The organism is Piscinibacter lacus, assembly GCF_016735685.1.
Classification (GTDB): Bacteria; Pseudomonadota; Gammaproteobacteria; order Burkholderiales; family Burkholderiaceae_C; genus Aquariibacter; species Aquariibacter lacus.
Map to the genome: position 1 here is coordinate 1297821 of NZ_JAERRA010000001.1, position 20787 is coordinate 1318607.

Genomic DNA, 20787 nt, shown 5'->3' on the forward strand with positions numbered 1-20787 from the left:
GCGCCTGCCGCCCGATCCAGGAGGTCAGCGGCGGGTCAGCGGCGGAAGGGGCCCCAGACCGGCTCGCGCACGTCGAGCTGGGAAATTACCAGCCGGCCCTTGACCCGGCCGTCCAGCGTCGTCGTCATCAGCAGGTCCCGGCCGCCTTCGCGGGTGGCATAGATCAGCAGGCGGCCATTGGGCGCGAAGCTCGGGCTTTCGTCGGCGCCGTTGCTGCTCAGGTCGCGGGTGCTGTTGGTCAGCAGGTCGGTCAGCTTGAGCCGGAAGCCGCCGTCCTCACGGCCGATGTAGGCCAGCAGCTTGCCGTCCGGGCTGACCGAGGGGCTGATGTTGTAGCCGCCCGAGAAGGTCAGGCGCTCCGGGTTGCCGCCGCCGGCGGCCATGCGGTAGATCTGGGGCGAGCCGCCCCGGTCGCTGACGAAGTACAGCAGGCTGCCGTCGGCCGTCCAGTGCGCCTCGGTGTCGATGGCGATGCCGTTGGTCAGCCGTCGCGGCTCCGCCTCGCCCTTGGCCGGAATGCGGTAGAGCTGCGACACGCCGCCCAGGGTCAGCGTCACCACCAGGCTCTGGCCGTCGGGCGACCAGGTCGGTGCGCTGTTCGAGCCCTTGAAGTTCGCCACCGCGCGGCGCTGGCCGCTGGCGATGGATTGCACGTAGACGACGGCCTTGCGCTTCTCGAAGGACACATAGGCCAGCTCGCGCCCGTCGGGCGACCAGGCCGGCGAGATGATCGGCTCGCGGCTGGTCAGCGCGCTCTGCGCGCCCTCGCCGTCGGCATCGGCCACCCAGAGCTGGAAGCGGCCGCCGCCCTTGGTGACGTAGGCGATGCGGGTGGCGAACACGCCCTTCTCGCCGGTCAGCTTCTCGTAGATCGCATCGGCGATCTGGTGCGCCACCAGGCGCAGGTCGCCGGTCACCACCGCATAGCTGGCCCCGCCGGCATCGACGCCCTTGACCACGTCCCACAGCCGGTAGCGCACATCGAAGCGACCATCGGCCAGCTTGGTGATCGAGCCGCCGACCAGCGCATCGGCGCCCTTGCTGCGCCAGCCGTCCATGGCCGGCTGCGAGCCTTCGTCGAGCGCGACGCCGGCGGTGTCCAGGTTGCGGAAGAGGCCGCTGCGCTCCAGGTCGGCGCGGATGATGGCCGAGATCGGCTGCGGCGTACCGGGCTCGCCGCGGAAGGTCCCGATCGCGATCGGGATCTGGGTTTCGCCCACCCCGGAGATCTCCACCCGGAACTGCGCCTGGGCGGCCGGCAGGCCGGCGGCCAGCGGCAGGGCCAGCAAGCTGCGGCGGTTCAGGGTCGGCGTGGGATGAAAATCGTTGGGCAGGGACATGGGCAGGGTCTCGGGCCGGTCCGACCGCAAGCGGCTACGGCGGCGGCCCGACGGGGCAGATTTGGAGGCGGCATGAGGATACCAGCGCCCTCCCTCGGTGCAGCAGTCTCGGTGATGAAGGTGGGGCCGGGCTGCGATCTGCAAGGTCTGCAAGTCGCCGAGCCTGCCTCGGCAGGCCTCGCAGGCCAAGCCGGATTCACACGACGGGCCGGAGCGCGTCAGCGGATCGGCAGCTTGTTGAACAGGAGGCCAAGCCGCCGACCCGAAAAAAAACCGCCCGCGGGCGGTTTCGTTTCAGGGGCGACGACGGTCAATGACGACGACGCAGCCTGCCCAATCCGGCAAGTCCGACAAGACCCAGCCCCATCAAGGCGTAGGTGCCGGGCTCGGGAATGGGCGGCGGCGGGGCTGTCACGGTGAACTGGAAGTTGGGGCCAAAACGCCCGTTGCCGACCGAGACGATGGTGGGGGCACCGAATCCGCCAGCGTCGGCGTTGCGAGCCGAACCATTGATGGTGATTTCCGGAGCAATGGTGCGTGCGGTGGGGATGCGATATGCGTCAGCTGTGAGGGGCAGCGTGAAAGCCCCGCCGATCAGGTAGCTGCTGCCCGCCGTCAGCGCGACCGGGGTAACCGCCTCGAAGCGAAAACTACCCACCAAGGTGCTGGTGGTCTGGATGGTCGTGGACGCCAGCAACATCCCGCCCGGTGTCCACAGACCGACCTCGTGGGTCGTGCTCAGCGGGTCAAACGGGCTGTTGTCGTAGAAGCCCAGGTGAGTCACCGTAATGTCGTCATTGGCGGTGAATTGCCAGCCGACGGTTTGGTCCGTGAAACTCAAGGTTGTGAACGCGTTGCCCCCACTGATGTCCGTCACGGCCACCACCGCTTGAGCGGCTCCAGTGCTCATTAGGGCAGAAAGCAGCACGGCGGCGCCAAGCGCATGTTTCCGTGAAGCGGTGTTCAAGACATTGATCATGGGTGTCTCCTGGATGAGGCGAAGCTGCGCGCGTATCGGGCCTCGACAACAAGCCCAGGGGTCGCTCTCGCATTGCGATGAGGCGGTTCCCTACCAAACTGCACATGCCGCTCGATCTTCCAGCGGCTGGAGATCCATCGCACCCCCCGACTTGCAGGTGGGCGTACGCCGACCCACTACAGCAGCACGATGTCGTACTGCTCGGCATTCATGCCCGGCTCCGCCTGCAGCGAGATCGGCTTGCCGATGAATTCGGACAGGCCGGCCAGGTGGGGGCTTTCCTCGTCAAGCAGCATCTCCACGACGGCGGCGCTGGCGATGACGCGGAATTCGCGCGGGTTGAACTGGCGGGCTTCGCGCAGGATTTCGCGCAGGATGTCGTGGCACACGCTGCGGGCGGTCTTGATCTGGCCGCGGCCCTGGCAGGTGGGGCAGACCTCGCAGAGCTGGTGGGCCAGGCTTTCGCGGGTGCGCTTGCGGGTCAGCTCGACCAGACCGAGCTGGGTGAAGCCGCTGACCGTCGTCTTGGTGCGGTCACGCGCGAGTTGCTTCTTCAGCTCGGCCAGCACCGCATCGCGGTGCTCTTCGCGGCCCATGTCGATGAAGTCGATGATGATGATGCCGCCCAGGTTGCGCAGCCTCAGTTGGCGCGCGATGGCCTGCACCGATTCCAGATTGGTCTTGAAGATGGTCTCTTCGAAGTTGCGCGCCCCGACATAACCGCCGGTGTTGACGTCGATGGTCGTCAGCGCCTCGGTCTGGTCGATGATGAGGTAACCGCCATTCTTCAGATCGACCCGACGGGCCAGCGCGCGGGCAATCTCGTCGTCGACATTGACCAGGTCGAAGATGGGCCGCTCGCCGGTGTAATGCGCCAGGCGCTCGACCGAGCTGGGCGCGTAGCGCTGGCCGAAGGCTTGCAGGGCCTCGAACTGCATGCGCGAATCGATGCGCACCGAGTGCACCTTGTCGCTGACCAGGTCGCGCAGCACGCGCTGGGCCAGGTTCAGGTCCTCGTGCAGCAGGCTGCCCGGCGCCACCTTGAAGGCGGTCTCGCGCACCGAAGTCCACATCTTGCGCAGGTAGGCGATGTCCTCGGCCAGTTCCTCGTCGCTCGCATCCTCGGCATTGGTGCGCAGGATGAAGCCGCCCTGGCGGTCCTCGGCCGCCGTGCCGCTGGGCCAGGCCAGGGCCTGCATGCGCAGGCGCAGGGCATCGCGCTGCTCGGGCGAGCCGATCTTCTGGCTGATGCCGATGCGGTCGTCCTGCGGCAGGAAGACGAGCAGCCGGCCGGCGATGCTGATCTGCGTGGACAGGCGCGCGCCCTTGCTGCCGATCGGATCCTTGATGACCTGGACCATCAGCGACTGGCCTTCGTAGACCTGTCGCTCGATCGGCAGCGGCGGCGCGCCATGGGCCGCGCCGTCGCTGCGATGCAGGTCGGCCACATGCAGGAAGGCGGCGCGTTCCAGGCCGATCTCGATGAAGGCCGATTGCATGCCGGGCAGCACCCGGGCCACCTTGCCCATGTAGATGTTGCCGACCTGGCCGCGCTCCAGCGCGCGTTCCAGGTGAAGCTCCTGCACCGCGCCGTGCTCGACCACGGCGACGCGGGTCTCCTGGGGCGCCCAGTTGATCAGGATCTCTTGCATGGCCGCATGTTACGTGGCGGCCCGGGCCGCCGGGCGGCGTGGTTTCAGAGCTGCCAGCCAATGCCGCGCAGCAGTTGCGCGGTCTCGTGCAGCGGCAGGCCCATGACGCCGGAGTAGCTGCCTTCCAGGTGCTCGATCCAGGCCGCCGCCTGCGACTGGATGGCATAGGCGCCGGCCTTGCCCTGCGATTCGCCGCTGGCCACGTAGCGCACGATCTCGTCGGTGTCGACGGCGGCGAAGCGCACGGTCGAGGCCTGCAGCACGCAGCGCGGCGCGAAGGCGGGATGCGGCGATTCAAGCAGCGCCACCGCCGTCAGCACGCGATGGCTGCGGCCGGACAGGCGTTGCAGCATCTGCGCGGCCTCGGCATCGTCGGCCGGCTTGCCCAGCATCTGCTCGTCGAGCACCACGGTCGTGTCGGCGCACAGGATGGGCGCCGCCGGCAGGCCGCGGCGCTGCCAGCGCAGGCGGGCGGCTTCCAGCTTGGCCCGGGTCACGCGCTGCACATAGTCCTCGGCGGCCTCGCCCGGGCGGCTGGCTTCCAGGGCCTCGGCATCTTCCTCGGCATCGGGCAGCAGCAGCTCATGGCGCAGGCCGATCTGGGCCAGCAACTGGCGGCGTCGCGGGCTTTGCGAGGCCAGGTAGATCCACTCGGGACGGCTCATGGGCAGGAGGCAGGACGATGGGGCGACGCAGGGCGCCTGCGTTCAGTCCCGGTGGTAGGGATGGCCTGCGTTCAGCGAGGCGGCGCGGTAGAGCGCTTCGATCAGCAACACGCGCGCCAGGGCATGCGGCAGGGTCAGGTCCGACAGGCGCAGACGCTCCTCGGCCTCGGCCTTGAGGGCCGGGTCCAGGCCATCGGGGCCGCCCATCAGCAGGGCGACATCGCGGCCGTCGCGGGCCCATTCGCGCAGGCGTTCGGCAAGCTGGGCGGTGGTCTGGCGCTCGCCGCGTTCGTCGAGGATGACCCGGCGTGCGCCGCGCGGCAGGGCGGCGCGCAGTCGCTCGGCTTCGGCGGCCATCAGCGCCTCCACCGGCTTGCCCAGGGTGCGCGGCTCGGCCTTGACCGTCTTCAGCTCGGCCCGCCATTCGGCGGGCCAGCGCTTCCAGTAGTCCTCGCAGGCCGAGTCGGCCCAGGCCGGAAGACGCTGGCCGACGGCGACCAGCGTCAGCCTCATCCGCGTGGCTTGCGCGGGGCCGCGCCAGCGGCCGTCTTGCGGGCCGGGGCCTTGCGGGCCGGGACGGCGGCCGCGGGTGCGGCGGCCGTGGCGCTGCGGCGCGGGGCCGCCTTCTTGGCCGCCACCTTGCGGGCGACCGGGCTGCGCTCGGCCACGGCCTTCTTGGCCGGCGGCTTGCCGACGACCTTGACGACCACCGGCACCGGCTCGGCGCGGCGCACGCTGCGCTTCTTGGCGGGCACGCTGCCCGGCTTGGCGGCCATGCCGCTGCCCGGCCTGGCGGCCGGCGAACCGGCGGCGACCGTCTTGCGCGCGGCCGTCTTCTTGGCTGCTGCCTTCTTCGCCGGCGCCGGCGCAGCGGCCTTCTTGGCAGCGACCTTGCGGGCCGGCTTGTCCATGGCCTCGGCGGCCGAGCCGCTGCGGCGCGGGCGCGGCGCGGGCGCGGCCTCGATCGGCTCGCTGGCCTTGACCAGGCGGGTCTTGGCCTCGCCCAGCTTGAGCTTGACCGGCTTCTCGCCCCAGATCTCTTCGAGGTGGTAGTAGGTGCGGATTGCCGGTTGCATCACGTGCACCACGGCGGCGCCGCAGTCCACGATGATCCATTCGCCGTTGTCCTCGCCCTCGGTGCGCATCACCGCGAAGCCCTTGGACTTGACCGCGTCGCGCACGCTGGCGGCCAGCGCCTTCGTCTGCCGGTTGCTGGTGCCCGAGGCCACGATCACCCGTTCGAACAGCGGCGAGAGGTGCTCGGTGTTGAAGACCATGATGTCCTGGGCCTTCACGTCCTCGAGGCCATCGACGATGGCGCGTTGCAGTTTGCGGATGTCCATTCAGCTCCTGGGCGGTGGGGGCGGTTCTCGGGGCGCCGTGCGGGGATCGCTGCGGCCCGGGGGGGTCAAAGTCCGCGGTAAAGGCGGTGCGAGTCTATATAGTGCGCGACCGGGGCCGCCAGCAGGGCGGACCCGGCATCGCCTGAGGCGCTCAGTTCGGCCGCCGGGCGACCGGCCGCCAGGGCTGCGCGCAAGGCTGTCGAGGCGGCCGGATGCACCGGCATCGGCAGTTTGTGCAGCCGGGCCGCGGCCTGCAGCGCGGGCGGCCAGGGCAGCACCGGGCCGGCGGGCGGGCCGTTGGCCCCGGCCGGTCGCGGGGCCACGGCCAGGTGGACGGCGGCCAGGATATCGGCCGCGCCATGCCAGCTCGGGAAGTTGCGGAGCTGATCTTCGCCGATCAGCAGCCAAAGCTCGGCGCCGGGCTGTTCGGCCTGAAGCTCGCGCAGGGTATCGAGGGTGCGGCTGGGGCCGGCGCGGTCGATCTCGCGGCGGTCCAGCCGCTGGCGCGGGTCGCCCAGGCTGTCGACCAGGGCCTGCACCATGGCCACACGGTCTTCCGCCGGGGCGACGAGGTGGCCCTTCTGCCAGGGCTGGCCGGCGGGGATCCAGCGCAGCTCGTCGAGCGCCAGCACCTCGACCGCGCAGCGGGCGAGGGCGAGGTGGGCGAGATGCGGCGGGTCGAAGCTGCCGCCGAACAAGCCGATGCGGCGGGGCGCGGCTTGCAAGCCTCAGCCGCCCTGCGCCCAGTCCCGCGAGCGCAGGAAGTCGCTGTAGAGCCGGGCCTCGGGCGTACCGGCCTCGGGCTTCCAGTCGTAGCGCCAGCGCACGATCGGCGGCATCGACATCAGGATGGCCTCGGTGCGGCCGCCCGATTGCAGGCCGAACAGCGTGCCGCGGTCGAAGACCAGGTTGAACTCGACATAGCGGCCGCGGCGGTAGGCCTGGAAGTCGCGCTGCGCCTCGGTGTAGGGCAGGGCGCGGCGGCGCTGCACGATGGGCAGGTAGGCCGGGATGAAGGCATCGCCGACGCTGCGCATCATCGCGAAGCTCTGCTCAAAGCCCAGCTCGTTGAAGTCGTCGAAGAAGATGCCGCCGACGCCGCGCGGCTCGCCGCGGTGCTTCAGGAAGAAGTACTCGTCGCACCAAGCCTTGAAGCGCGGGTGCAGCCCGGCGCCGAAGGGCGCCAGGGCATCGCGGCAGACGCGGTGGAAGTGCACCGCGTCGTCCTCGACACCGTAGTAGGGCGTCATGTCCATGCCGCCACCGAACCAGGTGACGGTTTCCGTCGTGCCATCGGCCAACCGGCGGTGGGCCGCCAGCATGCGCACATTCATGTGCACGGTGGGCACATGGGGGTTGCGCGGGTGGATGACCAGGGAGACGCCCATGGCCTCGAAGGGCGCGCCGGCCAGCTCGGGCCGGTGCTGGGTGGCTGAGGGCGGCAGGGCCGGGCCGCGCACATGGCTGAAGTTGCAGCCGCCGCGCTCGAACAGGGCGCCTTCCTCGATCAGCCGCGACAGGCCGTCGCCCTGCAGGCGTTCCTCGGGTGCGCGGGTCCAGCCGTCGCGCAGGAAGCTGCCGCCGTCCTCGGCCGCCAGAGCCGCGATGATGCGGTCCTGCAGGTCGAGCAGGTAGGCGCGCACCGCGGCGGTCTCGGGCGAGGCCAGGGGCGCGGGCAGGGTGGGCGTCGGGTTCAGCGTGGAAGTGCTCATCGGGGGAAGGGCCGGAGGCCGTGGGACGTCGGGCGACGCGCTGCAGGCCGCGGCCGGTGCGCGGTCAACGCTTGATCGCGCGGTGGCCGATGTCGCGACGCAGTTGCATGCCGTCGAAGTGGATGCCGGACAGCGCCTCGTAGGCCCGCGCCTGCGCGAGCTTGGCCGAGTCGCCGAGCGCCGTCACGCAGAGCACCCGACCGCCGCTGACGATGGGATGGCCCTGCGCATCGAGCGCGGTGCCGGCGTGGAAGACCATGGCATCGTCCGACGCAGCCGGCAGACCGTGGATGCGGTCGCCCGCCCGCGGTTGCGCGGGATAGCCGGCCGCGGCCATCACCACGCCGAGCGCGAAGCGGCGATCCCATTGCAGTTCCACCTGGTCGAGCGTGCCATCGGCAGCATGCTGCAGCACATCGACCAGATCGCTCTTGAGCCGCATCAAGATCGGCTGGGTTTCCGGGTCGCCGAGCCGGCAGTTGAACTCCAGCGTCTTCACGCCGCCCTTGGCGTCGATCATCAGGCCGGCGTAGAGGAAGCCGGTGTAGGGGATGCCGTCGCGGGCCATGCCGTCGAGCGTCGGCTGGATCACCTCCTGCATCGCCCGGGCATGCACATTGGGCGTGACCACCGGGGCCGGCGAGTAGGCGCCCATGCCGCCCGTGTTGGGGCCGGTGTCGCCATCGCCCAGGCGCTTGTGGTCCTGGCTGGTGGCCAGGGCCAGCACGTGGCGCCCATCGGCCAGCACGATGAAGCTGGCTTCCTCGCCGGTCAGGAATTCCTCGATCACCACGCGTGCGCCGCCGTCGTTGTGCAGCACGCCCAGGGTGTTGGCCGAGAGCATGTCGTCGATGGCGGCATGCGCTTCCTCAAGCGTCATCGCCACGACCACGCCCTTGCCGGCGGCCAGGCCATCGGCCTTCACGACGATGGGGGCGCCCTGCGCGTCGACGTAGGCATGGGCGGCCGCCGCGTCGGTGAAGGTCTCGTAGGCCGCCGTCGGGATGGCATGGCGCTTCATGAAGGCCTTGGCGAAGGCCTTGGAGCTTTCCAGCTGCGCCGCGGCCCGGCTGGGGCCGAAGATGCGCAGGCCACGGGCGCGGAAGGCATCGACCACGCCAGCGGCCAGCGGCGCCTCGGGGCCGACCACGGTCAGGCCGATCTTCTCGGCCTCGGCGAAGTCGGCCAGGGCCGTCACGTCGCGCAGCGGCAGGTTGACGAGATTGGCGTCGAGCGCCGTGCCGCCATTGCCCGGGGCGACGAAAACCGTCTGCACCCGCTTGGATTGGGCGAGCTTCCAGGCCAGCGCGTGTTCGCGCCCGCCATTGCCGATCACCAGCACTTTCATTGGAATCCGTCCCTGTGGTGTTGCTTGGTGCGGCCCGGGGGCCGCGCGGCCCGGCGCGTCAAGCGTCGATCACCGCGTTGTGGAAGACGTCCTGGGCATCGTCCAGGTCCTCCAGCACGTCGAGCAGCTTCTGCATCCGCGCCGCGTCCTCGCCCTGCAGCTCGATGGTGTTTTCGGCCCGCATCGTGACCTCGGCCACCTCGGGCACCAGGCCGGCGGCCTGCAGCGCATCGCGCACGGCCTCGAAGTCGGCCGGGGCGGTCAGCACCTCGATGGCGCCGTCCTCGTCCGTCACCACGTCCTCGGCCCCGGCTTCCAGGGCGATTTCCATCACCTTGTCTTCCGAGGTGCCGGGCGCGAAGACCATCTGCCCGCAGTGCTTGAACTGGAAGGCCACCGAGCCCTCGGTGCCCAGGTTGCCGCCGTACTTGCTGAAGGCGTGGCGCACCTCGGCCACCGTGCGCACGCGGTTGTCGGTCATGCAGTCGACCAGGATGGCTGCGCCGCCGATGCCGTAGCCCTCGTAGCGGATCTCCTCGTAGCTCACGCCTTCGAGGTTGCCGGTGGCCTTGTCGATGTTGCGCTTGACCGTGTCGGCCGGCATGTTGGCGGCCTTGGCCTTGTCCACCGCCAAGCGCAGGCGCGGGTTGGCATTGGGGTCGCCGCCGCCCTGGCGTGCGGCGACCATGATCTCGCGGATCACCCGCGTCCAGACCTTGCCCCGCTTCTCGTCCTGCCGCCCCTTGCGGTGCTGGATGTTGGCCCACTTGGAATGTCCGGCCATGGTGTGCTCTCTGCGGTTCGTGTTCTCTTTAGGATGGCGGTGATTTTAGGCGCGGCCCCCGGGTCGCCCCGGGGCCTCCCCCTTCCGAGTCGTCTTTCCGCCATGCCCGATCCCATCCTGCTGGCCCGCCGCGAGGCCATCCGCTGCGAACTGCTGCCCGCCCTGGCCAACCGCCACGGCTTGGTCACCGGCGCCACCGGCACCGGCAAGACCATCACCCTGCAGACCCTGGCCGAGGGCTTCAGCCGCCTGGGCGTGCCCGTCTTCCTGGCCGATGTGAAGGGCGACCTGACCGGCATCAGCCAGCCCGGCCGCATCGGCGAGAAGGTGGCGGCGATCCTGGCCGAGCGCGGCCTGGACGCGCCCGCCTCGCAGGCCTGCCCGGTGACGCTGTGGGACGTGTTCGGCGAGCAGGGCCACCCGGTGCGGGCCACCGTGTCCGACATGGGCCCGCTGCTGCTGGGCCGCATGCTGGCGCTGAACGAAACCCAGCAGGGCGTGCTGCAGATCGTCTTCAAGATCGCCGACGACCACGGCCTGCTGCTGCTCGACCTGAAGGACCTGCGCGCCATGCTGCAGCACGTCGGCGAGAACGCGAAGGACTACACCACCGCCTACGGCAACATCAGCGCGGCCAGCGTCGGCGCCATCCAGCGCGGCCTGCTGGCCATCGAGGCCCAGGGCGGCGACCGCTTCTTCGGCGAGCCCATGCTCGACATCGCCGACTTCATGCAGACCGTCGACGGCCAGGGCGTGGTCAACATCCTGGCGGCCGACAAGCTGATGACCGCCCCGCGGCTCTACGCCACCTTCCTGCTGTGGCTGCTGTCCGAGCTGTTCGAGACCCTGCCGGAGGTCGGCGACCTGGACCAGCCCAAGCTCGTCTTCTTCTTCGACGAGGCCCACCTGCTCTTTGCCGATGCGCCCAAGGTGCTGGTCGAGCGCATCGAGCTGGTCGTGCGTCTGGTGCGCTCCAAAGGCGTCGGCGTGTACTTCGTCACGCAGAACCCGCTGGACCTGCCCGACAGCGTGCTCGGCCAGCTCGGCAACCGCGTGCAGCATGCCCTGCGTGCCTTCACCCCGCGCGACCAGAAGGCCGTCAAGGCCGCCGCCGAGACCATGCGCGCCAACCCCGGCCTGGACGTGGCCACCGCCATCACCGAGCTGGGCGTGGGCGAGGCCCTGCTGAGCCTGCTCGATGCCAAGGGCCGGCCTGGCATCACCGAGCGTGCCTATGTGCTGCCGCCCGGCAGCCAGATCGGCCCGGTCACGCCCGAGCAGCGCCAGGCCCTGCGGGCCGGCTCGCTGGTCGCCGGGGTCTATGAGAAGACGGTGGACCGCGAAAGCGCTTTCGAGGCCCTGAAGCAGCGCGCCGGCGCCAGCGCCGAGGCTGGCGAGCGCCTGGCCCGCGAGGCCGGACGCGCCGTGGGCGAAGCCGCCGGGGGCGCCGCCCAGGATGCCGCGGGTGCCGCAGCCGGCGGCTTGCTGGGTGGCCTGGGCGACCTGCTCTTCGGCTCCAGCGGCCCGCGCGGCGGGCGCCGCGAAGGCCTGGCCGAGATGGCGGCCAAGAGCGCCGTGCGCACCGTCGGCTCGGCGGTGGGCCGCGAAATCATCCGCGGCGTGCTCGGCGGCCTGCTGGGCGGCGGCAAGCGGCGCTGAGCCCGCGCCGGCCGGCCGCCGCCGCTTCAGCGGTGGCCGTAGCCGTGACCGTGGCCGCGGCGGTCGCCGTCGTGCCGGTCCCAGCGGTCCCAGCGATCGTCGCGGCGCTCATCCCGGCGGTCGTCGCGCCGCTCGTCGCGGCGGCCTTCGCGGTAGCCCTTGTGCCAGCCGCGGTCGTGGGCGCGATGCCAGCCGTGGTGGCGCGGCGGGCCGTCCCAGCGCGGGGCGGGGCCGTAGACCACCGCCGGGCCGGGATAGACGACCACCGGCGGCGCGCCATAGCCGTAGCCGCGCTGCGGATGGTTCGAGATCACGGTGCCGATCGGCGGCAGTTGCACGCCGATGGACCAGTGGATGTCCGATCCGGCCTGGGCGCCACCGGCGGCCAGCAGGCCGCTGCCGGCCAGGGCGAGCATGGCGGCGGCACGGCGCAGCCGGGCCATCGGGGCGGGGCGGGGAAGATTCAAGGCTTGCATGACGGGATCTCCTGCGCGGGCTGACATGCCCGTGCTGCCTCAACGCCGCCTGTCGCGCCGCCGCCGACCGCGCCCAGGTAAAGCTGTGTGAAGCGCCGCCGCGCCGGCCCGCCAGCCGCGGCCTCGGGGCCGGCTGCGCCGGGGGCGCTCGATAGAATCCGGCGCCTTGTCCCCCGGGTGGACCGGCCCCCGTGCCGGGTCTGCGGGACCCCCGCGCCGCGCCCGGCGCCTTGCCCGACCGTATCCTGCCGCCCCATGTCCGGACCGCCCGCCGACGCGCCCAAGCCCAGCCATTTCCTGCGCCAGATCATCGAGCGCGACCTTGCCAGCGGCCGCTATGCCGGCCGCCGCTTTGCCGGCCGGCCCGGCGATGCCGCCCTCCATGCCGCCGGCCCGCTGGACGCCGCGGCCATCCGCACCCGCTTCCCGCCCGAGCCCAACGGCTACCTGCATGTCGGCCATGCCAAGAGCATCTGCCTGAACTTCGGCCTGGCGCGCGACTACGGCGGCCTGTGCCACCTGCGCTTCGACGACACCAACCCCGAGAAGGAAGAGCAGGAGTACGTCGATGCCATCGACGAGGCCGTGCGCTGGCTGGGCTTCGACTGGTCCGAGCCGGACCCGGCCGGCGGCCCGCCGCGCCAGCACCGCTACTTCGCGAGCGACTACTTCGATTTCATGGTCCGCGCGGCCGAGGCCCTGATCGACGCCGGCCTGGCCTATGTCGATGAGCAGAGCGCCGAGCAGATGCGCGCCACGCGCGGCGACTTCACCACGCCCGGCAGCGACAGCCCCTTCCGCAGCCGCACGCCGGCCGAGAACCGCGCGCGCTTTGCCGAGATGCAGTCCGGCCGCCTGCCCGAGGGCGCGGCCGTGCTGCGCGCGAAGATCGATATGGCCTCGCCCAACATCAATCTGCGCGATCCGGCCATCTACCGCATCAAGCACGCCACGCACCACAACACCGGCGACCGCTGGTGCGTCTACCCCATGTACACCTTCGCGCATCCCATCGAGGACGCGCTCGAAGGCATCACCCACAGCATCTGCACCCTGGAGTTCGAGGACCAGCGCCCCTTCTACGACTGGCTGCTGGACCGGCTGGTCGAGCTGGGCCTGATCACCACCCCGCGCCCGCACCAGCACGAGTTCGCGCGCCTGAACCTGAGCTATGTCGTCACCAGCAAGCGCAAGCTCCGGCAGCTCGTCGACGAAGGCCATGTCGAGGGCTGGGACGACCCGCGCATGCCGACCCTGGTCGGCCTGCGCCGCCGCGGCCTCACGCCCGCGGCGCTGCGCCTGTTCTGCGAACGCATCGGCGTCACCAAGGACCATGCCTGGATCGAGGATGCCGCGCTCGACGCCGCCCTGCGCGAGGACCTGGAAGGCCGCGCCCCGCGCGCCATGGCCGTGCTCGACCCGCTCAAGCTCAAGCTGACGAACTGGGACGCCGTCTACGGCCCCGGCCACCTGGAGCCCTGCGAGGCCCCGGCCCATCCGCAGCGGCCCGAACTGGCGCCGCGCCGCTTCAGCCTCGGCCCCGCGCTGTGGATCGAGCGCGAGGACTTCGCCGAAGTGCCGCCCAAGGGCTACTTCCGCCTCTTCCCTGGCAACAAGGTGCGGCTGAAGTACGGCCTGGTCGTCGAATGCACCGGCTGCGAGAAGGATGCCGAGGGCCGCATCACCGCCGTCACCGCCACCGTCGTGCCCGACACCCGCAGCGGCACGCCGGGCGCGGATGCCGTCAAGGTCAAGGGCACCATCACCTGGCTGGGCGCGCAGGCGCCCGAGGCCGGCGGCGGCCTGCCGGCCGAGCTGCGCCTCTTCGAGCGCCTGTTCACCGAGGCCCAGCCCGATGCCGGCGGCCGGGACTTTCTGACCGTGCTCAACCCCGACAGCCGCCGCGTGCAGCAGGGCTATGTCGAGCCCGGCCTGGCCGCGCTGCCGCCCGAGACGCACTTTCAGTTCGAGCGCCACGGCTACTTCGTCAGCGACCGGCGCGACCATGCGCCCGGCCGGCCGGTGTTCAACCGCATCACCGGCCTGAAGGACAGCCGCGGTCGCTGACGGCTGCCGATCCCGACGTTCCGGGGGTGTTCGGGCCGGGGGTCTGCGGGCAGGATGCAGGGTTCGTCCCCGCATCCGCCTGGAGAGGCCCATGAGCACCCTCGACACCCAGCTCGTCGCCGGCCTGGCGCCCGCCTTCAAGACCCGCAATGCCGGGCTGGATGCGCTGTTCTACGACATCGGCGCGCTCACGCCCGAGGAGCAGGCCAGCGTCGGCCCCGGGGCCGACGAGGAGGGCGCGCTGATCGTCGTGCCGCCGGGCGGCAGCACCCAGCGCACCCGCCACCATCCCGACATCGCGCACTTCCTGGCCGCCGAGGGCGAGACCGTTCAGGCGCTCGTCGTGGCCGGCGTCGGCAGCTCGGCCCTGGGCACCGCCGCGCTCGCGCGCAATGTGGCCGATGCCTACGGCATCGAGGTGGCCGGCCTGGTCAGCGGCTATGGCGCGTCCGACCTGCTCAGCGAGGCCCTGGGCGGCTGGTTCTTCTACGGCGCCACCGACCGCTTCCGCCACGGCCTGCGCGAAATGAGCCGCCGCCTGGAGGCCCGCGCCACGCCGGCCCCGGCGCCGGCCACGCCGGGCGGCCGGGTCGGCGCGCGGGCGAAGCCGGCCACGCCGCTGGCCGACCTGGATGCCCTGGGCCGCCTGCTTGCGGCCGCGCCGCCGCGGCTGCGCCTGCTGGTCGGCCACAGCAAGGGCTGCCTGATGATCGACCATGCCCTGGAAAGCCATGCCGATGCGCTGCGCCGCCAGGGTCGCGAGTCGCCGCTGTTCGAGCGCCTGCATGTCGTCACCTTCGGCGCCGTCTGCGACCTGCCGCCGGTCTACCGCCACCGCCACCAGTTCCTCGGCGCGCTCGACAGCTTCGGCGGCCTGAACTCCCGGCTCGACCTGCCCTTCCAGCGCCTGCCCGGCGCCTGGCATCACCTGAACCGGCGCTGGCCGGCCCATGTGGATGTGGCGGCCTGCCTGCGCCGCGAACTGCCCGCGGTCTTCGAGCCGGCCTGAGCCGGCCTGCCCGGGGGGCGGGGCTCAGCGCGCGGCAGGCCGGGCGGCGCCGGGCTTGCGGGCCTCCTCGGTGGCCAGATCTTCCATGAAGCGCTGCAGCATCAGCCACTCCCCGCCGGGGGTGTGCAGCGAGGGTTCCATGTGCGCGACCCCGCCGCTCTGGCGGGATTGGCAGGCCAGCAGCTCCATGCGGTCGCCGAAGCGCTCGGGGCGACCGGCTTCGCGCAGGTAGGCGTCCTGCGCGCGGTAGGCGCGCCGCTCGGAGACGAGCACCGCCTCGCAGTCCTCGGCCCGCGGTGTCTTGCCGGCCTGGTCTTCCAGCGCATGGACGAGCTCATGCAGCAAGAAGGAGCGGCCCACCGCGGTGTCCAGCGCCAGCGTGTCGGCCAGCAAGATCAGCTCGCGGGCGGGATCATGGTGGGCCAGCATGCCGGCGCAGTCGGCGGGCCGTTCGGGGCAGACGCGCTCGTGCAGCTGCCGCAGGGGCAGCTGCTCGACCTGCGGCAGCGCCTGCGTGCCCCCGCCGTTCGGCAAGCCGCTGAGCGCGGCGGCCACCATCATCAACTGACTCAGAAACGCAGCGTCCATCGCGAGATCCCCGGGCTGGCTGGATTCGGGTTTCGGCACCCCGGCGCGACGTTACGGGGTCTGCGGCTCCTGCGCGCGCCGCGCAGTCGGCCGCAGGCCATTGGCCTGCGGCGCAGGTCTCAGTCCGGCAGTGCCGCGGGGGTGTCGGCGATGGCGGCGTAGAGGTCGCGCGTGGCGGCCAGCGCCGCATCGTGCACCTGCGCCGCCGCCACCACCTTGCCCTGGGCGCCGGTCAGTGCCCGGGTGGCGGTGGCGCTGGCGACGATGGTCGGCGCGTAGCCGAGGTTGAAGGCGCCGTGCGCGGTCGAGTTCACGCACATGTGGGTCATGAAGCCGGCCAGCACCAGCTGCTTCACACCCAGGGCCTTCAGGCGCTCGTCGAGGTCGGTGCCGACGAAGCTGTTCGGGTAGTGCTTGACGATCACCGGCTCGCCCGCGATCGGCGCGACCGGCTCGGCGATCGCCCCGATCTCGGCGCGGATGTCATAGGGCGTGCCGGGTCCGGCGTCGTGCTGGATGTGGATCACCGGCACGCCGGCTGCGCGGGCCCGCGCCAGCAGCCGCTGGGCTTCCTGCAGCGCCAGCTCGACGCCTTCGAGCTGCATCAGGCCCTCGCGGTAGGTGTTCTGGCAGTCGATCAGGATGAGGGCGGCTTCCGAGAGGCGGCAGGGGGTCTGACCGAGGCCGACGAGATCGCGCAGGGCAGGGGAGGGAGTGCTCATGAAGGGGCTTCCAGCAAAGGGGGGAACGGGCAGGGGCCGGCCGGGCCCGCGGGACCGGGCGCGGTCGGAGCGTGCTCCGCGATTCGAGGGCAGCCGCGGCCCGGGGCCTAGCCCGCGCCATCCCCTATGAAGTGACGTGCCTGGGTGAGCTGTCGTGAGGCGGCCACGCGCTGTGCAGCATCCCACTGGCATGATCGGGTTTCTCCCGGTTCGTGGCGCCCCCGGCGCCCGGCCGGCCCTCGGCTTTTCGATGCAGGAGTCCTCGTCCGGCGCAAGGCGCACGGCACAAACCATCCCCAGGTGTCCGCGGCGCGCAGCGCGCGCGGGTGAAACGGGAAACAGGGCGCGGCCATGCCGCCAACCTGTGCTGCCCCCGCAACGGTAAGCAAGTGCGGGTGGGCCCCGATCGGCCGTGAGGCCGGTCTGTCACTGCGGTGCCTGCACCGTGGGAAGACGGCCCATCAAGACTTGCCAGCCCGGAGACCGGCCTGAGGGATCGACGATGCGGCCCGCCCCCCCACCCGGGTGCGCGGCGGCCGCGTCCAAGGCCCATCGACCTGCGGGGATCCAGGTCCGAACCTCTGTTTCCGTCCCACCATGACCTTCTCCAAGGCTCCGGCCACCCTGGGCACCGCAGGCACCCTTGCCCTGCTCGTCCCGACCCTCGCGCTCGCCCAGGGCGCCACCCCGCTCGAACCCGTCGTCGTCAGCGCCAGCGGCTTCGAGCAGCGCATCACCGAGGCGCTGCCCCACACCACCGTGCTCGGCGAAGCCGAGATCCGCGCCAGCGGCCAGACCGACCTGCCTGGTCTGCTGCGCGGCCTGGCCGGTTTCGAGGTCGCCCAGAACGGCGGCCACGGCGCGGTCAGCACCGTCTTCCTGCGCGGTGCGGCGCGCAACCAGTCGCTGCTGCTCGTCGACGGCGTGCGCGTCGGCTCGCTGACCCTGGGCAGCGCGGCGATCGAGCAGATCCCGCTCGACCAGATCGAGCGGGTCGAGATCGTCCGCGGCAATGTCTCGGCCCTCTACGGCGCGAATGCCGTCGGCGGCGTGATCCAGGTCTTCACCAAGCAGGGCCGCCTCGGCACCCAGCCCCATGCCCTGGTCGAGGTCGGCAGCCGTGCCAGCCGGCGCATCTCGGCCGGCGTCGGCGGCAGCCTGGGCGAAGGCGGGGCCACCCGCTACAGCCTGGGCCTCTCGCACTTCCGCACCGACGGCGAGACCGCCATCGACCCGCGCCAGGCCCCGGGCGTGAACCCCGACGACGACGGTTTCCGCAACCTCGGCCTGAACGCCAGCCTCAGCCACCAGCTCGATGCCCGCCATCGCCTGGCCGCCCGCCTGCTGCTGCAGGACGGCCGCGTGCAGTACGACAACGCCTTCGCCCCCACCGACCGGGTCAACCTGCTCGACACCGCGCTGCGCAATCTCGCGCTCGACTGGGATGCGCGCTTCACGCCCGGCTGGCGCGCCAAGCTCAGCCTGGCCGCCTTCGAGGAGCAGTCTCGCGATGTGAGCCGCGGCGTGGCCGAGACCCGCTTCGACACCGAGGGCCACCAGATCGAGTGGCGCCACGAGATCGCGCTCGGCCCCGGCCAGGCCGCCGTCTCCTTCGGCACCGCGCGGCAGAAGGTCAAGAGCACGACCGGCTACGCCACCCAGCGCCGCGACACCGACCATCTGGCCCTGGCCTATTCAGCCAGCCTGGGCCCGACCCAGTGGCAGGCCGCGCTGCGGCACGACGACCATTCCGATGTCGGCAGCGCCAGCACCGGCCTGCTGGCCGCCGGCTGGCAGCTCGACGAGACCTTCAAGCTGATCAGCAGCGTGTCCAATGCCTTCAACGTGCCGACTTTCAACCAGCTCTACTTTCCCGGCTTCAGCAACCCCGACCTCAAGCCCGAGAAGGCGCGCAGCGTCGAGCTGGGCTTGCAGGCCGCGGCCGGGTCCAGCCTGGGCCGGCTCGCGCTCTTCCGCACCCGCTACCGCGACCTGATCGCCGGCTTCCCCGCGACCAACATCGCGCGGGCCGAGGTCGAGGGCCTGGAGCTCAGCGGCAGCACCGACTGGGCCGGCTGGCGCCTGCGCGCCAGCGCCACTTTCCAGCGCCCCGAGGACGACCTGGGCGAGACCCTGATCCGCCGTGCCCGCCACTTCGGCAGCGTCGAGATCGGCCGCGACACCACGCAGTGGCGCGTCAACGCCCAGCTCGTGCACGGCGGCAGCCGCAGCGACCTGGACTTCGGCAGCTTCCCCGCCGCCCGCGTCACCCTGGAACGCCACACCCTGCTCAACCTGAGCGGCGCCTGGAGGCTGGCCCCGGCGCTCTGGCTGACCGGCCGCATGCTGAATGCGGCGGACGAGCGCTACCAGACCGTGCTGAGCTACCCCTCGGCCGGTCGCGAGCTGCATGTCGGCCTTGAGTGGCGCCCCTGAGCCGGCGGGCCGGCGGCCCGGCCGCGCCCGGGCCGCCGGCCTGGCGCTGGCCGGGCTCGTCGGCCTGAGCCTGCTGCTGGGCCTGTCCTGCGGCAGCGCCGGCTGCGAGGCCGGCGCCCTGCCGCAGGCCCTGGGCTGGGCCGGCGAGGGCCCGGAGGCCGCGCTGACCCAGGCCATCGTCGAACGCCTGCGCCTGCCGCGCGTGCTGGCCGGCTTCGCGGTCGGCGGCCTGCTGGCCCTGGCCGGCGCGCTGATGCAGTTGCTGCTGCGCAATCCGCTGGCCGATCCCTATGTGCTGGGCGTCTCGGGCGGCGCCTCGCTGGGCGCGGTGCTGGCCCTGGGCTATGGCCTGGGCGGTCTGGCCCTGGGCGTGTCGGCCTGGGGCGGGGCGGCGCTCTCCCTGCTGCTCCTGCTGCTGATCGGCCGCCAGGGCCTGCGTGGCCTGGGCCTGGGCGAGGCGGCCGAGGCACCCTCGCGCCTGCTGCTCAGCGGCGTGCTGCTCGCCGCCGGCTGGCAGGCCCTGATCACCCTCAGCCTCGCGCTGGCGCCCGAGGCGCGGCTGCGCGGCATGCTGTTCTGGCTGATCGGCGAACTCTCCGGCGCCGAGCCCTGGGCGCCGGCCCTGGCCGTGCTGGCCCTGGCGACCGCGGCGGCCACCGCGCTCGGTGCGCCGCTCAAGGTCATGCTGCTGGGCGATGCCCGCGCGCAGTCGCTGGGCGTGCCGGTGCGCAAGCTGCGGCTGGCGCTCTGCCTGCTCGGCGCGGCCTGCACGGCGGTGGCCGTGACGACGGCCGGCGCGCTCGGCTTCGTCGGCCTGCTGGTGCCGCACGGCCTGCGCCTGCTGCTGGGCGCCGACCCGCGCCGCCTGCTGCCGGCCTGCGCCCTGGCCGGCGGCAGCGTCGTCGTGCTGGCCGACACCCTGGCGCGCAGCCTGCTGGCGCCCGCCCAACTGCCGGTCGGCGCGCTGCTCTCGCTGCTGGGCGTGCCGCTCTTCCTGCTGCTGCTGATGCGTGGCGAGGGCCGGCCCTCGGGCGCGGCCCCCGCGGACGAGCCGGCCCCGCCTGCGGCGGAGGCTGTGGACCCCGGGTCTGCCGGCAAGGAGTACCTCGCGCACGGCACTTTCGAAGCCGTTGAAGCCGGTGAATCCTTTGAATCCGCTGAAGCCGTCGAGGCCGTCGAGGTTGTCGACGCTGCCGCCACCCCTCGCTTGCAGGCCCGCGCGCTCGACCTCGGTCACCCCGGCCGGCCGCTGCTGCGCGGCCTGGACCTGAGCTTGCGCCCCGGCGAGCGCTGGGCCCTGCTCGGCCCCAACGGCGCCGGCAAGACCACCCTGCTGCAGGCCCTGGCCGGCCTGCGTCCGCCGCAGGCCGGTCAGCTTGAACTGGCCGGCCGGCCGCTGGCCGACTGGCCGCTGCGCGAGGCCGCCTGCCTGCGCGGCCTGCTGCCGCAGCAGCCCCTGGTGCCGGCTGGCCTGCGGGTCGACGAAGCGGTGCTGCTCGGCCGCCATCCGCACCGCGACGCGGCCGTGCGCGACACCCCTGCGGACTGGGCTGCCACGGCCGCTGCGCTGCAGCGCCTGGGCCTGGCCGCGCTGGCCGGGCGGCGCCTCGACGAGCTCTCGGGCGGCGAGCGCCAGCGCGTGGCGCTGGCCGGCCTGCTGGCGCAGGATCCGCTGCTCTGGCTGCTCGACGAGCCGCTGGCTGCCCTCGACCTGCCCCAGCAGCAGCGCCTGCTGGACCTGCTGCGCGAGCGCGCCGACGCCGGCCGCAGCCTGATGGCCAGCTTCCACGACCCCAGCCAGGCCGCCCGCTGGGCCAGCCATGCCCTGCTGCTGGCGCCCGATGGCCGCTGGCAGGCCGGCCCGGCCGAGGAGGTGCTGCGGGCCGAGACCCTGTCGGCCCTCTACGGCCATCCCCTGCGCCTGCTGGCCACGCCGCAGGGGCCGGTCTTCGTGCCGGCGTGAGAGGCGGCATGCCGCGCCCCGCTGCCCCCGCCCCCTGCGGCCCG

At 72.2% G+C, this 20787-nt stretch carries 18 protein-coding genes and 1 riboswitch; of the genes, 5 read left to right on the forward strand and 13 right to left on the reverse strand.

The window, feature by feature from the left end; all coding sequences use genetic code 11:
- Positions 1–35: 35 nt before the first annotated feature.
- From tolB to JI742_RS06030, 10 genes are all read right to left on the reverse strand, one after another.
- Entirely contained in the window at positions 36–1340 is a 1305-nt protein-coding gene (gene tolB, locus JI742_RS05985; RefSeq protein WP_201824732.1) for a Tol-Pal system beta propeller repeat protein TolB, read from the reverse strand.
- A 310-nt stretch (positions 1341–1650) separates the two neighbouring features.
- Positions 1651–2319, reverse strand: coding sequence for a DUF4082 domain-containing protein (locus JI742_RS05990; RefSeq protein ID WP_201824733.1), 669 nt, complete (start codon positions 2317–2319; stop codon positions 1651–1653).
- A 176-nt stretch (positions 2320–2495) separates the two neighbouring features.
- Positions 2496–3971 (reverse strand): ribonuclease G, encoded by a 1476-nt coding sequence (rng, locus tag JI742_RS05995; RefSeq protein ID WP_201824734.1) that lies wholly within the window; start codon positions 3969–3971, stop codon positions 2496–2498.
- Between the two features lie 44 nt (positions 3972–4015).
- Entirely contained in the window at positions 4016–4636 is a 621-nt protein-coding gene (locus JI742_RS06000) for a Maf family protein (RefSeq protein ID WP_201824735.1), read from the reverse strand.
- A gap of 42 nt (positions 4637–4678) precedes the next feature.
- A complete protein-coding gene (gene rlmH / locus JI742_RS06005; RefSeq protein ID WP_201824736.1) occupies positions 4679–5149 on the reverse strand; it encodes a 23S rRNA (pseudouridine(1915)-N(3))-methyltransferase RlmH in 471 nt (156 codons plus the stop codon).
- Positions 5146–5979 (reverse strand): ribosome silencing factor, encoded by an 834-nt coding sequence (gene rsfS, locus JI742_RS06010; protein WP_201824737.1) that lies wholly within the window; start codon positions 5977–5979, stop codon positions 5146–5148. The genes rlmH and rsfS overlap by 4 nt, the downstream gene beginning before the upstream one ends.
- A 65-nt stretch (positions 5980–6044) precedes the next feature.
- A complete protein-coding gene (nadD, locus tag JI742_RS06015; RefSeq protein WP_201824738.1) occupies positions 6045–6704 on the reverse strand; it encodes a nicotinate (nicotinamide) nucleotide adenylyltransferase in 660 nt (219 codons plus the stop codon).
- 3 nt (positions 6705–6707) lie between these two features.
- Positions 6708–7691, reverse strand: coding sequence for an oxygen-dependent coproporphyrinogen oxidase (gene hemF, locus JI742_RS06020; RefSeq protein ID WP_201824739.1), 984 nt, complete (start codon positions 7689–7691; stop codon positions 6708–6710).
- A 64-nt stretch (positions 7692–7755) separates the two neighbouring features.
- Positions 7756–9039 carry a phosphoribosylamine--glycine ligase gene (gene purD / locus JI742_RS06025; RefSeq protein WP_201824740.1) on the reverse strand — a complete coding sequence of 428 codons (1284 nt, stop codon included), beginning with the start codon at positions 9037–9039 and terminating at the stop codon, positions 7756–7758.
- A gap of 58 nt (positions 9040–9097) precedes the next feature.
- Complete coding sequence (locus JI742_RS06030; RefSeq protein WP_182660641.1) at positions 9098–9823, reverse strand: YebC/PmpR family DNA-binding transcriptional regulator; 726 nt, start codon at positions 9821–9823, stop codon at positions 9098–9100.
- Between the two features lie 102 nt (positions 9824–9925).
- Between JI742_RS06030 and JI742_RS06035 the strand changes: the two genes are divergently transcribed.
- A complete protein-coding gene (locus JI742_RS06035) occupies positions 9926–11482 on the forward strand; it encodes a helicase HerA-like domain-containing protein (protein WP_201824742.1) in 1557 nt (518 codons plus the stop codon).
- A 26-nt stretch (positions 11483–11508) separates the two neighbouring features.
- Here JI742_RS06035 and JI742_RS06040 read toward each other — a convergent pair whose 3' ends face one another.
- Positions 11509–11925 (reverse strand): hypothetical protein, encoded by a 417-nt coding sequence (locus JI742_RS06040; protein ID WP_236676806.1) that lies wholly within the window; start codon positions 11923–11925, stop codon positions 11509–11511.
- 288 nt (positions 11926–12213) lie between these two features.
- On the opposite strand from JI742_RS06040, the gene JI742_RS06045 reads away from it, so the two are divergent.
- Positions 12214–14025, forward strand: coding sequence for a glutamine--tRNA ligase/YqeY domain fusion protein (locus JI742_RS06045; protein ID WP_201824747.1), 1812 nt, complete (start codon positions 12214–12216; stop codon positions 14023–14025).
- Between the two features lie 91 nt (positions 14026–14116).
- Complete coding sequence (locus tag JI742_RS06050; RefSeq protein WP_201824749.1) at positions 14117–15034, forward strand: hypothetical protein; 918 nt, start codon at positions 14117–14119, stop codon at positions 15032–15034.
- A 24-nt stretch (positions 15035–15058) separates the two neighbouring features.
- On the opposite strand, the gene JI742_RS06055 is transcribed toward JI742_RS06050, so the two are convergent.
- Both JI742_RS06055 and JI742_RS06060 read right to left on the reverse strand, forming a co-directional pair.
- Positions 15059–15622, reverse strand: coding sequence for a hypothetical protein (locus JI742_RS06055; RefSeq protein WP_201824751.1), 564 nt, complete (start codon positions 15620–15622; stop codon positions 15059–15061).
- 119 nt (positions 15623–15741) lie between these two features.
- Positions 15742–16344, reverse strand: a complete 603-nt coding sequence (locus JI742_RS06060; protein WP_201824753.1) for a cysteine hydrolase family protein — start codon at positions 16342–16344, stop codon at positions 15742–15744.
- A 284-nt stretch (positions 16345–16628) separates the two neighbouring features.
- A riboswitch (cobalamin riboswitch) is annotated at positions 16629–16848 on the forward strand.
- A 93-nt stretch (positions 16849–16941) separates the two neighbouring features.
- Here JI742_RS06060 and JI742_RS06065 point away from each other — a divergent pair.
- Together JI742_RS06065 and JI742_RS06070 are read left to right on the forward strand one after the other, a co-directional pair.
- Positions 16942–18780: a TonB-dependent receptor plug domain-containing protein gene (locus tag JI742_RS06065; RefSeq protein ID WP_201824754.1), complete on the forward strand. Its 1839-nt coding sequence runs from the start codon at positions 16942–16944 to the stop codon at positions 18778–18780.
- Positions 18764–20743: an iron chelate uptake ABC transporter family permease subunit gene (locus JI742_RS06070; protein WP_236676807.1), complete on the forward strand. Its 1980-nt coding sequence runs from the start codon at positions 18764–18766 to the stop codon at positions 20741–20743. The genes JI742_RS06065 and JI742_RS06070 overlap by 17 nt, the downstream gene beginning before the upstream one ends.
- Positions 20744–20787: the final 44 nt, after the last annotated feature.